Genomic DNA, 12,890 nt, shown 5'->3' with positions numbered 1-12,890 from the left:
ATCGCGCGGCCCATGGCCACACGCTGACGCTGACCACCGGAGAGGGCCTTGGGCTTGCGGTCCAGGTACTCGGTCAGGTCCAGGATCTTGGCGGCTTCCTCGACCCGCTGGCGGATCTCGGCCTTCGGGGTGCCGGCGATCTTCAGGGCGAAGCCCATGTTGTCCGCCACGGACATGTGGGGGTAGAGCGCGTAGTTCTGGAACACCATCGCGATGTCGCGGTCCTTGGGCTGCACGTCGGTGACGTCCCGGTCACCGATGAAGATGTGCCCGCCGTTGACGTCCTCCAGACCCGCCAGCATGCGCAGCGAGGTGGACTTGCCGCAGCCGGACGGGCCGACGAGGACGAGGAACTCGCCGTCCTCGATCTCCAGGTTCAGCTGGTCGACGGCCGGGCGCTCCGTGCCCGGGTAGACGCGCGTCGCGTGGTCGAAAGTGACCGTAGCCATGAGAAAACATCCCTCCACCGGCAGGTACGTGCCGGACGATCCGTTGTGGTCGGGTGCCGTTGCTTCCACTGACGTGTCGGCGGTGACACTGTTGCAGCGCGATCGTACCCCGGTTGGTCAAGGTCGCGGTACAGACCAGGTCACAGGCAGGTCACTCCTCGCCCAGCGTGCGGGCCAGGCCGGCCAGGACGGCGGCGAGCGCGTCGGGGTCGGGCACGCGGTGCGAGGCGAGGGTGTCGCCGGTGCCGACCTTGATCGACAGGTCGCCGGCCTCCAGGGCGGCGAACGCCGCCTCGTCGGTGGTGTCGTCGCCCGCGTACAGCACGCGCACCTTCTCGACGCCCAGCTCGGCCGCGACGGTGCCGCGCAGGCGGCGCAGGGCCTCGCCCTTGCTGGTGGGCACCACGGAGACCTCGACCACGTCCTTGCCGTGCATGGCCGGCAGGCCCTGGTTGGCGGCCACCTCGTCGGCGGCCACGGTGATGGCCGCGGCGTCGTCCACGCTCGCCAGGCGCGTGTGCACGACGGCGGCGGCGGGCTTGACCTGCACCCACGCCCCCTCCCGGCCCGACACGGCGGACTCGAAGCCGGCCACGAGCGCGTCGAGCTGGGCGGACTGCGAGGTCGTGAGGTGGAACGGCACCTGCTCGACGCCGGAGCTGGTGGCCCGGCCGGCCTCCGCGCCGTGGCTGCCCACGAGGAACGTGCCCTCGGGAGCCACGGTGCGCTCGGCGAGGTCGGACAGGTCGCGCCCGGACACGAACGCCAGACGGACCGGCGCCTCGTGCGTGAGCGCGTGCAGCTGCTCGACGGCGGCGCGGGCCGCCTTGGTCATGGCCGACGCCTTGGGGTCGTCGACCAGGGGCGCGAGCGTGCCGTCGAAGTCGGAGGCGAGCAGCCAGCCCGTCGTCGGCTTCTTGCGTCGCCCGTTGCCGTTGCTCATCCGGGCCAGACCCTTGGCGGGCACGCCCTCCGGGAGCGTGGTGAACGCGGTCAGGGCGTCCCGGAGGTTGTGGTGCCGGGGCTCCGCCGCGCGCGGGTCCACGGTGAGCGGCCGGGCCGGTACCGCGGTGAGCACGCCGAGGAACGTCTCGGACCACTTGGCGACGTCGTCGGCCAGGACCTTGCGGCGCAGGCGGCGCATGCGGCGGCGCTGCTCGCGGGGGTCCATGGTCGCGGCGGCCACGATGATGTCCTTCATGCCGTCGATGTCGTGCGGGTTGACCAGCAGCGGGCCGGGCGAGAGCTCGTCGGCCGCGCCGGTGAACTCGCTCAGCACCAGGGCGCCGCGCTCGTCGGAGCGGGCGGCGATGTACTCCTTGGCCACCAGGTTCATGCCGTCGCGCAGCGAGGTCACCAGCAGCACGTCCGCCGCGAGGTAGAGGGCCGCCATCTCCTCGGGCGGGTAGGAGTGGTGCAGGTAGTGGATCGCGGAGTGGCCCAGCTCGCCGTACTCGCCGTTGATGCGGCCCACGAGGATCTCGACGTGCTCCCGCAGCTCCTGGTAGGCGCCCACGTTCTCGCGGCTCGGGCTGGCCACCTGCACGAGCGTGTGGTGCTCCACGTCGAGCCGCCCGTCGTCGAGCAGTTCGCCGTACGCCTTGATGCGGTGCCGGATGCCCTTGGTGTAGTCGAGCCGGTCCACGCCGAGCATCAGGATGTCGGGGTTGCCGAGGTCGGCCTTGATCTCCTTGGCGCGCGCCTGGACCTCGGGCGTGCGGGCCAGGGTGTCGAACCGGCGGGAGTCGATGGAGATGGGGAACGACGACGCACGCACGTGCCGGCCGGGGCGCCCGTCGGCGTCGGGGATCGTGATGACCGGGCCGCGCGTGGTGAACCCGGTGAGGCGGCGCGCGGAGCGCACGAAGTTCGCGGCGTCGCCGTTGCGCTGGAAGCCCACCAGGTCGGCGCCCAGCAGGCCGTCGATGATCTGCCGGCGCCACGGGAGCTGTGCGAACAGCTCGACCGGGGGGAACGGGATGTGGTCGAAGAACCCGATGCGCAGGTCCGGGCGCAGGTCGCGCAGCATGCGGGGCACGAGCTGGAGCTGGTAGTCGTGCACCCACACGACGCCGCCCTCGGCGGCCTGCTCGGCGGCGGCGTCGGCGAACCGCTGGTTGACGCGGCGGTAGGCGTCCCACCACTGGCGGTGGTAGTCGGGCGGTGCGATGACGTCGTGGTAGAGCGGCCAGAGCGTCGCGTTGGAGAAGCCCTCGTAGTAGCGCTCGATCTCGGTGGCGCTCAGGGTGACCGGCACCAGCAGCATGCCGTCGGCGGTGAACGGCTCGTGGGCCAGGTCGGGTGCGCCCGACCAGCCCACCCACGCGCCGTCGGCGTCCTGCATGACCGGTTCCAGTGCGGTGACCAGGCCGCCGGGCGACCTCTGCCAGGTGAGGTCGCCCTCGGGACCGACCGTGAAGTCGACCGGGAGCCGGTTCGCGACGACGACCAGATCGTACCCGTCTTTACCCGGCAATGTACTGCTCCTTGGATGTAGAAGAGTCACGCTGTCCAGCGTCAAGAGTACCGAGGTCTTGTACCTGCTCAGGGTAACGATGTCGGTGACTCACTCGCCGGGGCGCGCTCCCGGTGCTGGTCAGAGGGCCGGACTTGACGGGCATCGCCCGTGCGCGGCGGATAGCGTGTGCCCCATGGAGGAGGTGGACACCCCGGTCGCGCTGCCGGGTGCCGGACCCGTCGCGGGCACTCAGCTCGGCGGGTACACGGTCGTGCGCGAGATCGGGTCGGGCGCCATGGGCGCCGTCTACCGGGCGGTCGACGGCGGCGGGAACGCCGTCGCGCTCAAGATGCTGCACCGCCACCTCGACGACCCGGCCGCCCGCGAACGCCTGCGCCGCGAGGCCGCCGCGCTCCAGGGCCTGCGCCACCCCGCCGTCGCCCGCGTGCTGGACGCCGAGCTGGAGGGGCCCGAGGCCTTCATCGTCACCGAGCTCGTCGAGGGACCCACCCTGGAGGAGGAGATCGACGAGCGCGGGCCGCTCGACCCCCGGGACCTGTTCGAGCTCGCCGACCAGCTCGCCGACGCGCTCGAGGCCGTGCACGGCACCGGCGTCGTGCACCGGGACCTCACCCCGTCCAACGTGCTCATCGCGCGCACCGGGCCCGTCCTGATCGACTTCGGGCTCGCCCAGGGTCCGAACGACCCGCGCGCCACCCGCACCGGGTTCGTCATGGGCACCCCCGGCTACCTCGCCCCCGAGCTGCTCGACGGCGCCGAGCCCGGCCCCGACACCGACTGGTGGTCGTGGGCCGCCGTGCTCGCGTTCTCGGGCACCGGGCGCGCGCCGTTCGGCGTCCGCCCCACCGAGCTGGTGCTGCGCCGCTCCCGGCAGGGTGACGCCGACCTCGACGGGCTCCCGCCCCGCGCGGAGCGGGCGCTCGCGGCCGCGCTGCGCGCCGTGCCCGCCGAACGGTGGGGTCCCGACGAGGTGGCCCGGGCGCTCAAGGCCGAGTCCGAGGCGTTCGTCGCCGAGACCGAGGGCGACGACGAACGGACCGCGGTGCTCGGCACCGCGGACAGGACGGCCGAGACGGCGGCCGACGCCGGTTCCACGCGCGTGCTGCCCGACGGCGTGCCCCCGCGCCGGCACCCGGTCTCCGCGGCGGCCGGCGGGACGGGGGTCGGCGCCGCAGCGGGTGCCGCCGCGCGCCGCCGCAACGCCGCCGGTGGCGTGACCGACCTGGCGGCCGCACCCGTCACCCAGGCCCGGGGGCGTTCCGTGACCGGTCGGGCGGTCGGCGCGCCGAGCCCGGCCCCGCCGTCGGTCGCGCCGGTCGTGGTCCCGGAGAACCCCGCACGTGTGCGGGGGTACCGGGGGATCTTCCTCACCGCGGGGCTGGCGCTCGTGGCGCTCGCGGCGACCATGCCCGGCATCGCCGCCGCCGTGCTCGTGGCCCTGCTGGTCCTGACCCGCCTCGCGGGCATCGCCGTCGAGGAGTTCCGCAGCCGCCGCGAGCGGCGCGGCCCGAGCCGGGCCGACGCGCTCGTCGCGACCCTCCTGTCGCCCTGGCACCTCGTGCGCGCCGTGTTCGGCGTGCTGCCCGCCGCGGCTGTCGGCATCTGCTGCGGCGTGATCGTGGTGCTGCTGGGCCTCCTGCTGTTCGCGCCCGGCAACCTGATCATCGTCCCGGACCCCAGCATCGAGGCACGGTCGGTGGGCGGCATGAACCAGCCGATCGTGGACAGCCTCGTGCTCGGCGTCGCGATGCTGGTCACGGTGGTCGTGGCCTGGTGGGGGCCGGCCTCGTACGGGACCCGGGTCGGCGCCGGCCCGCTGCTGCGCCGTGTCGCGCCGTCGCGTCGGGCCAAGGTGGTGCTCGGGCTGGTGCTGCTGGCGCTCGCGGTGCTCGCCGCGGTCCCGCTGTTCGACGGCACCGTGGACGTGCTGTGGTGGCCGCTGAGCGGCCGGCCCGACGTGGCCTGGTAGACCGCCCGGTCGCGGGCCCGGATCGTAACGAAACGTTCAGGGCTCTCCCAGCGAGCGCTAGTAGTCTTGGTCCAGGCGCGTGCCGCGCCTCGCCCCCATTGGCCCGCATCTCGAAGGACCCCGATGTCGACGAATCAGACCAAGGCGCAGCGCCGTGACGCGGCCCGCGCCGAGGCCCTCGCTCTCCAGAAGAAGCAGCAGGCTCGCGAGAAGCGGAACCGGGTGATCGTCCTGAGCGTCCTCGCGCTCGCGGTGGTCGGCCTGGGCGTCGCCATCTGGCTGATCCTCGCCGAAGGTCAGAAGACGCCCATGGAGAAGGTGGAGAACATCCCCGCCGGCGTGGTGGAGCAGACGGGCATCCCTGTGGGGGCCGACGGCGTCGCGGGGACCGAGAACGAGGGCGCGAAGACGCTCGACGTCTACGTGGACTACATGTGCCCCGTCTGCGGCCAGTTCGAGTCGCTGAACGGCGCCAGCATCACCGAGATGCGGGAGGCCGGGGACGTCACGCTGATCGTGCACCCGATCTCGATCCTGGACCGCACGTCGCAGGGCACCGAGTACTCGACGCGTGCGGCGGCCTCCGCGGCCTGGGTGGCCGACCGGGCCCCCGAGCAGTTCAACGCGTACCACGAGGCACTGTTCGCGAACCAGCCCGAGGAGCAGACGCCCGGCCTGACGGACGAGCAGCTCGCCCAGATCGCGCAGGACGCGGGCGTGCCCGCCGACGTCGCAGCGGGCATCTCCGACGGCGACGCCATGGACACCTACGGCGAGTGGGTCGAGGCGGCCACCGCCGTCGCCGGTGACGACCCCGACGTCGTGAACCCCGAGACCGGCAGCCTGGGCACGCCGAGCGTCCTCATCGACGGCGAGCGGTTCACCACCTGGCAGACCGTCGGCGCCCTCACCGAGGCGATCACCGGCGAGGCCGCGCCGTCCTCCTCGCCTTCGGCAGAGCCCTCCACCGAGCCGTCCGAGTGACGACGACGCGGTGACCGCGGAGCCCCGGACATCGCGTCCGGGGCTCCGCTCTTCCCTCTCGGGCCGGAACCGTTAGGCTGTTCCCCGCCCGCCGCCTTAGCTCAGCTGGTAGAGCTCCCGCCTTGTAAGCGGAAGGTCGTCGGTTCGAACCCGACAGGCGGCTCCACGTACCTGCGAGGTCGGCAGTTTGCTTCGAGGTCGGCACAGGCCTGTACCGACCTCGAAGCAAACTGCCGACCTCGCTCGGGCTACCGCACCTTGAAGCGCGTCAGTGGCCCGAGCCGTATGCCGACGACGCCGAACCTGGGCCGTAGCGCCGCAGCAGCACGGTCGTGACCAGGGCGCCCACGGCCAGCACCCCCGCGCACACCAGCATGACGACGTCGTAGCTGTGGCCGAACGCCTCGAACGCCGCCGCGAGGACCTCCGGGCCGGTGCCCTCCGCGGTCAGGGCGTCGGTCAGCGACCGGGCGGCGTCCACCGGCGCGTCCTCGGGCAGGCGGACCGTCATCGTGTAGACCGTGGTCAGCAGCGAGCCGAGCAGTGCCACGGCGGCGAGGCTGCCGAACTCGTAGGAGACCTCCTCCACGGAGGACGCCATGCCTGCCCGCCGTGCGGGGGCGTTGCCGATGATCGCCGTCGAGGCCACCGACATGGCCGCGCCGAGCCCCAGGCCGGTGACCAGCAGCCCGCCGAGCAGCCAGCCCAGCCCGTGGTCGACGCTCACCAGCGTCCAGGCGACGCCGACGGCGCCCAGCCCGAGCCCGCCGCCGATCAGGAGCCGCAGGCCCACGACGTGCAGGAACATCCCGCCCAGGAGCGACGAGGGCAGCGACCCGGCGGCGATCGCGGCCACCAGCAGCCCCGACTCCAGGGGCGAGAAGCCGGTCACGAGCTGGAACCGCTGCGTGGTGGCGAGCTGCAGGCCACCCATGGCGAACATGGCGACGGCCGCCGCCAGCACGCCGGACGCGAACGCGGCGTTGCGGAAGATCGACAGGTCCAGCAGGGGGAACGGCAGACGCCGCTGACGCCGCACGAACACCCACCACGCGACCACCGTGGTCAGCGCGGCGCCCAGGAGCAGGGTCCCGTCGCGCTCCACCTTCGCGACCTCCTTGATCAGCACGACCAGCCCCACCAGCGTGACCAGGGCCTGGACGGAGGAGACGAAGTCCCACCGGACGTCGGGGTGCGGGTCGTCCTGCGGTGCGACCGCCAGGCCGACCACGGCGGCCACGACCACCACGGGCACGTTGATCAGGAAGATCGAGCCCCAGGCGAAGTGTTCCAGCAGCGCACCGCCCACGATCGGGCCGAGCGCCCCGCCGACCACCGAGAGGCTGCCCCACACGCTGATGGCGATGTTGCGCTCGCGCTCGTCGGTGAACGACACACGGATCAGCGCCAGGGTGGCCGGCATCATCGCCGCGGCCCCCACGGCCAGCAGGCCGCGCGCCGCGATCAGCACCTCGGGGGTGGGCGCGGTGGCCGCCATGAACGAGGCCAGCCCGAAGACGATGAGCCCCGCCAGGAACATGCGCCGGTGGCCCAGCCGGTCGCCGAGCGTGCCGGCCCCGAGCAGCAGGCCCGTCATGACCAGGGGATAGGCGTTGATGATCCACAGGCTCTCGGACCAGCTCGCGTCGAGCTCCCGGGTCAGCGTCGGCAGCGCCGTGTAGAGGATCGAGTTGTCCAGGGTGATCAGCAGCAGGCCGGTGCCCACGGTCACCAGGAGCGTCCAGCGGCGTCCGAGGCCGAGGCCTGGCGCCTTCTCGGCGAGCGGGGTGCTCGTGGTCATGATCGTCTCAACCATCCAGGGATCCCGGGCGCGACAGGGCCGCCCGCCCGTACGACGACGGAGGCTCCCCGGCGCACCGGGAAGCCTCCGAGATTCACCCGCGAAAGTCTACGTTGACGTGGGATGTCATGCGCGCGGCCACGCCTGCGGCGTGGGCCATTTCGCGGACCGGCCGTCACCGCTGGAGGTGCCCGTCAGGCGGCGCTTCACCCAGGGGCCCACGTGCTGCCGCATCCAGGCGGCGTTGGCCCGTGCGGTCTCGCGGAACGCGGCCGGCGGGGCGGCGTCGAGCGGGGTGTCGTAGGCGTCGTCGTCCGGCTCCAGGCCGAGCGCGGCGAGCGCGGCGTTCGCGACCCGCTGGTGGCCCTCGGGGGTGAGATGGATGCGGTCGCCCGACCAGAGGCGCAGGTCGGCGAGCGACCGCATGCCCCACAGGTCCAGGACCCGGGCGCCGTGCCGGCGGGCGATGGTCCAGATGTTCGCGTTGAAGACGCCCACGCGGCCGTTGGTCCAGCTCAGCGTGCCACCCGCCTTGAAACCGGTGCCCAGCAGCACGTCGGCGCCGGTCGCCCGGAGCGCGACGACGGCGTCCTCCAGGGCTGCCGAGATGGCGTCGACGTCGGCCGAGGGGCGCAGGATGTCGTTGCCGCCCGCGACCAGCGAGACGAGGTCGGGCCGGGCGCTCACGGCGACGTCGAGCTGCTCGGCGACGATCGGGCGCAGCTTGCGCCCGCGGATGGCGAGGTTCGCGTACTCCAGCGGTGCGTCACCGGCGGCGATGCGGCGCGCGGACAACGACGCGGCAAGGTTGTCGGCCCAGCCGCGCTGGACGTCGGGCGCATCGGGGTACGGGTCCCACAGGCCCTCCGTGAAGGAGTCGCCCATGGCGACGTACCGCGCCCAGCGGACGGGATCGGTGGCGGGGAGATCGGTGGCCGGGCCCTCCGGGTCCGGAGTCGTCGTGGCACTCACGGCGTTCATTGTCCCGCCAGGTACCTGATACCCGCCGGACGAAGAGTGTGACGGGCGGCACAGGCTGTCCGTGTCGGTGGCTCCCGGTAACCTCCTGCGCGTGGAGACCACCGTGAACCCGACACCCCCTGCCGACGCCGCCGCCGTGCCCGGCCCACCGCCGTTGTCGCAGGTCATCGCACCGGACTGGGCAGAGGCGCTCGCCGACGTCGAGCCCCGCATCCATGCGATGGGCGACTTCCTGCGCGCCGAGGTCGCGGCCGGGCGCACGTACGTCCCGGCGGGGGAGAACGTGCTGGCCGCGTTCAAGCGACCGCTCGCGGACGTGCGGGTGCTCATCGTGGGGCAGGACCCGTACCCGACGCCGGGCCACGCCATGGGGCTGTCCTTCTCGGTCCAGCCGGACGTGCGACCTGTGCCGCGCTCGCTGGGCAACATCTACAAGGAGCTCCAGGACGACCTGGGCCTGCCGCTGCCGTCGAACGGCGACCTGCGCCCCTGGGCGGACCAGGGCGTCATGCTGTTGAACAGGACGCTCACCTGCCGGCCCGGCTCGTCCGACTCCCACGCGGGCAAGGGGTGGGAGGCGGTCACGGAGGCGGCGATCCGGGCCCTGGTGGCGCGCGGTGGGCCGCTCGTGGCCGTCCTGTGGGGCGCCAAGGCGCGCAACCTGAAGCCCTGGCTCGGCGACGTGCCGGTGGTCGAGAGCGCGCACCCGTCCCCGCTGTCCGCGCGCAGCGGCTTCTTCGGATCGCGTCCCTTCTCCCGGGTCAACGCGCTGCTCGAGCAGCAGGGTGCGCAGCCGATCGACTGGCGGCTCCCGTGAAGAAAGCCGTGCTGCACGTCGCCGACGTGCCGGTCGCCGAGCAGGCGCCGACCGGGTCCGTCGAGGCGCCTCGCACCGAGCTCTCCGACCGCGACCGTGAGATCCTGGCGTTCGAGCGCCGGTGGTGGAAGTACGCGGGCGCCAAGGAGGAGGCGGCCCGTGAGCTGTTCGACATGACGGCCACCCGGTATTACCAGGTGTTGAACGCGTTGATCGACTCGCCGGCGGCCCTCGAGCACGACCCGATGCTGGTCACACGCCTGCGCAGACTCCGGGCCACCCGGCAGCGGGGACGTTCCGGGCGTCGTTTGGCCGACGAGAACCACTGAGCGGGCACCGATCCGTCACAACGACCCGCTACTCTCTCTGCCGTGACGAAGAGTGGCTACCCCTACCCGCCCGACGAGTTCGACGTCGCTGTCCCCGGGGGCGCACCAGTGGGTGTGCACCGCGCGCCGCGCAGCGGATGGAGCTCGGCCTGGCCGTTCCTGCTGGTCGCCGTCGTGTGCGCCGCCGTGGCGTGGGGCGGCATCACGCTGCTGTCGGGGGGTGACGACCCGGCAGAGGCGTCGGGTGACCCGTCATCCTCGGCGTCGGCCCCGGCGGCGTCGCCGAGTGCCTCCCCGAGCGCTTCACCCTCTGCCTCGCCGTCTGCCCCGGCCGCGCAGTACCCGGGCGACCCTGCTCTGGCCAACAAGTCGGCCGAGACCGTCATCGGTGTCTACAACGACGGCGCCGGCGACGGCATGGCCGCGGTCGCGCAGACCAATCTCCAGGCGGCGGGCTTCGAGGGAGAGATCCACCCCGTCACGGCCGGTGACGACGCGGCTGGCCCCCAGCCGGGTGCGGTCACGGCCAACACCGTGCTCTACGGCGGCGACCGGGCCGACACGGCCACGGCGGTGGCCCAGGCGCTCGGCATCGAGGCCGCCAACGTGAAGCCGTCCGACGATGTCGCGGCCCACCCGACCGAGGGCATCTGGGTCATCCTCGTCGCCCCGCCGGCGGGGTGACGGTTCGCTCGTCGTCATCCCGAGGCAACGCCACGACAAGCGTCGACGCAGGGTGGTTGATCTCGCCAACCTGTACCACCATCTTGATATTCGCTGACAGGAGTCGTCACTCGGCCCCCTGACCTGCGCGTTCGCCAACCGCTTAATGCGTCATACCGGACATAGAGGGTTCCCTGGTGTGAGCCGGACCACTAGGCTCGAACCACCACGGGTCGACCGAGTGTCCCGTGCAGAGGTACAAGGAGAACTACGCATGGCCCAGGGCACCGTCAAGTGGTTCAACGCCGAGAAGGGGTACGGGTTCATCACCCCGGACGCCGGCGGCCAGGACCTTTTTGTTCACTACAGCGCGATCCAGACCGACGGTTACCGGTCCCTCGATGAGGGTCAGAACGTCGAGTACGAGGTGGGGCAGGGGCAGAAGGGTCCGCAGGCAGAGCAGGTCCGTCCACTCTGATATCGATGGGACGACGGGCGGGAAGGGCCCGCCCGTCGCCCGCCGCCCCCCAAGGACTCCGGGACCCAGACCCCGGCGTCCGAACCCCCCAGCGGTCGACGACGACCGCCCTCGCACCTCGCCGGACGACGATGCCTGGCGCCACGAGCAGCCGCCCCGTACCGCGGCTGCTCGTTCCGTTCCGCTCGCGCCACGTGCCGGTGGCCGACGTTCCCGCGCCCACGACCCCCGTCGCTCGTGGTTCGATGGAGCGGTGACCTTGCTCGACGCCGTCGTGGTGGGCTCCGGGCCGAACGGCCTGGCTGCCGCGGTGACGCTCGCCCGCGCGGGACTTGGTGTGCGGGTCCTCGAGGCGCAGCCGACCGTCGGCGGCGGCGCGCGCACCCTCCCCGTCGCCGGGCTCGACGACGACCTGGTCTTCGACCTCTGCTCCGCCGTGCACCCCATGGCCTGGGCGTCCCCGTTCCTGCGGGCCTTCGACCTCCCGGCGCGCGGCGTCGACCTCGTTGCTCCCGACATCGCCTACGCCCAGCCCCTCGACGGCGATCGCGCCGGCCTGGCCTACCGGGACCTGGACCGGACGGCCGAGCGCCTCGGGCCCGACGGCGACGCGTGGCGCGGCCTCCTGGGACCGCTCGCCGCGAGCTGGCGGCAGGTCACGGCCCTCGCCCTGGGAGACAAGCGGACCCCGCGCGGCATGCTGGAGGGGGTGCCCGGACGAGCGGCGCCCGCCACGATGCTCCGGCCCGGCCTGCGCTTCGGTACCGCCCTCCTGGAGCAGGGCGGCCCGCGCTGGGACCGGCGGTTCCTCACCGACGAGGCGAAAGCCCTGCTCACCGGGGTTGCCGCGCACAACATCACGCCGCTCCCGTCGCTCGCGGGCGCCGGCACAGCACTGCTGCTCGCCGCACTCGCGCACGCCGACGGCGGGTGGGCGATCCCCGTGGGCGGCTCACAGGCCATCACGGATGCCCTGGTGCACGACCTGGAGGCGCACGGCGGGTCCGTCGAGACCGGCCGCAGGGTCGAGGCGTGGTCGGACCTTCCGCCGGCCCGCGCCGTGCTGTTCGACACGACGCCCGCGACGGCGCTCGCCGTCGCGGGGGACCGGATCGGGCCGGCACGTCGCGCGGCCCTGCGGCGCTTCCGGTACGGGAACGCGGCGGCCAAGGTCGACTTCGTGCTCTCGGGGCCGGTGCCGTGGCGGGTGCCCGACGTCGGCCGTGCGTCGACCGTGCACGTGGGCGGTACCCGGGCCGAGATGGTGATCGCCGAGGACACCGTGGCGCACGGGCTGCACGCCGATCAGCCGGTCCTCCTGGTCAGCGACCCGAGCGTGGCCGACCCGGGCCGGCTGCGCGGCGGCCTGCGCCCGCTGTGGACCTACGCGCACGTCCCGGCGGGTTCGCCGCACGACGTCACCGAGGAGGTCACCCGGCAGATCGAACGGTTCGCGCCGGGGTTCCGCGACGTCGTCGTCGCCTCGCGGTGCGTGCCCGCGGCCCAGATGGAGCAGCACAACCAGAACTACCCCGGCGGTGACATCTCGGCGGGCGCGGCCACCATGTGGCAGATGGTCGCGCGACCCACTGCCGCGCCCGACCCGTACCTGCTGGCCGAAGGGGTGTACCTGTGCTCGGCGTCGACCCCGCCCGGACCGGGCGTGCACGGCATGGGCGGGTGGCATGCGGCCCGCCGCGCACTGCGCCGCGAGTTCGACGTGCGCACCGAGCCGTCGTTGTGGCCGTGAGCGAACGGCCGGACCGCGCCTTGCACTCTCCTGGTCCGAGTGCCAATAATGTCTTAGCACTCTCCGTTGGAGAGTGACAGCAGGGTCGAATGGTGAGGCCTCCTGCCGCGGCGAGACGTGATCGCCGGGGTGGGTTGCCGTCCGTCGCGGGCACCGGCCGGCCTGGACAAGCCACCAGCGGAGGATTCAT

At 73.0% G+C, this 12,890-nt stretch carries 11 protein-coding genes and 1 tRNA gene; 8 read left to right on the top strand and 4 right to left on the bottom strand.

Features of this window, described 5'->3' with window-relative positions:
• The coding region (locus ACIG47_RS11915) for an ABC transporter ATP-binding protein (RefSeq protein WP_397430967.1) at positions 1-449 on the bottom strand (449 nt) is incomplete at its 3' end.
• A gap of 151 nt (positions 450-600) precedes the next feature.
• Positions 601-2,925 (bottom strand): trehalose-phosphatase, encoded by a 2,325-nt coding sequence (otsB, locus tag ACIG47_RS11910; RefSeq protein ID WP_397413370.1) that lies wholly within the window; start codon positions 2,923-2,925, stop codon positions 601-603.
• Between the two features lie 175 nt (positions 2,926-3,100).
• Between otsB and ACIG47_RS11905 the strand changes: the two genes are divergently transcribed.
• The 3 genes from ACIG47_RS11905 to ACIG47_RS11895 all read left to right on the top strand — a co-directional run bounded on the left by ACIG47_RS11905 (position 3,101) and on the right by ACIG47_RS11895 (position 6,047).
• Positions 3,101-4,897 (top strand): protein kinase, encoded by a 1,797-nt coding sequence (locus tag ACIG47_RS11905; RefSeq protein WP_397430966.1) that lies wholly within the window; start codon positions 3,101-3,103, stop codon positions 4,895-4,897.
• Positions 4,898-5,020: 123 nt separating this feature from the next.
• The gene (locus ACIG47_RS11900; RefSeq protein ID WP_397430965.1) at positions 5,021-5,881 is read left to right on the top strand and encodes a DsbA family protein; all 861 of its coding nucleotides are present in this window, start codon (positions 5,021-5,023) and stop codon (positions 5,879-5,881) included.
• Positions 5,882-5,971: 90 nt separating this feature from the next.
• Positions 5,972-6,047, top strand: a tRNA-Thr gene (locus tag ACIG47_RS11895).
• A gap of 102 nt (positions 6,048-6,149) precedes the next feature.
• Here the strand turns inward: ACIG47_RS11895 and ACIG47_RS11890 are convergent.
• Together ACIG47_RS11890 and ACIG47_RS11885 are read right to left on the bottom strand one after the other, a co-directional pair.
• On the bottom strand, positions 6,150-7,682 hold the full coding sequence (locus ACIG47_RS11890; protein WP_397430978.1) for an MFS transporter: 1,533 nt from the start codon (positions 7,680-7,682) through the stop codon (positions 6,150-6,152).
• Positions 7,683-7,808: 126 nt separating this feature from the next.
• Positions 7,809-8,567, bottom strand: a complete 759-nt coding sequence (locus ACIG47_RS11885) for an SGNH/GDSL hydrolase family protein (protein WP_397430977.1) — start codon at positions 8,565-8,567, stop codon at positions 7,809-7,811.
• A gap of 232 nt (positions 8,568-8,799) precedes the next feature.
• Here ACIG47_RS11885 and ACIG47_RS11880 point away from each other — a divergent pair, with 232 nt between their 5' ends.
• From ACIG47_RS11880 to ACIG47_RS11860, 5 genes are all read left to right on the top strand, one after another.
• Positions 8,800-9,480 (top strand): uracil-DNA glycosylase, encoded by a 681-nt coding sequence (locus ACIG47_RS11880; RefSeq protein WP_397413488.1) that lies wholly within the window; start codon positions 8,800-8,802, stop codon positions 9,478-9,480.
• A 26-nt stretch (positions 9,481-9,506) separates the two neighbouring features.
• On the top strand, positions 9,507-9,809 hold the full coding sequence (locus ACIG47_RS11875; RefSeq protein ID WP_397413490.1) for a DUF3263 domain-containing protein: 303 nt from the start codon (positions 9,507-9,509) through the stop codon (positions 9,807-9,809).
• Between the two features lie 42 nt (positions 9,810-9,851).
• The gene (locus ACIG47_RS11870; RefSeq protein ID WP_397430964.1) at positions 9,852-10,493 is read left to right on the top strand and encodes a LytR C-terminal domain-containing protein; all 642 of its coding nucleotides are present in this window, start codon (positions 9,852-9,854) and stop codon (positions 10,491-10,493) included.
• Positions 10,494-10,746: 253 nt separating this feature from the next.
• Entirely contained in the window at positions 10,747-10,950 is a 204-nt protein-coding gene (locus ACIG47_RS11865) for a cold-shock protein (protein WP_119141903.1), read from the top strand.
• Between the two features lie 253 nt (positions 10,951-11,203).
• Positions 11,204-12,700 carry a phytoene desaturase family protein gene (locus tag ACIG47_RS11860; protein ID WP_397430963.1) on the top strand — a complete coding sequence of 499 codons (1,497 nt, stop codon included), beginning with the start codon at positions 11,204-11,206 and terminating at the stop codon, positions 12,698-12,700.
• Positions 12,701-12,890 lie beyond the last annotated feature (190 nt).

The sequence above is a fragment of the Promicromonospora sp. NPDC052451 genome (assembly GCF_044547525.1).
Classification (GTDB): Bacteria; Actinomycetota; Actinomycetes; order Actinomycetales; family Cellulomonadaceae; genus Promicromonospora.
This window is presented reverse-complemented; position numbering and strand designations above follow the sequence as displayed.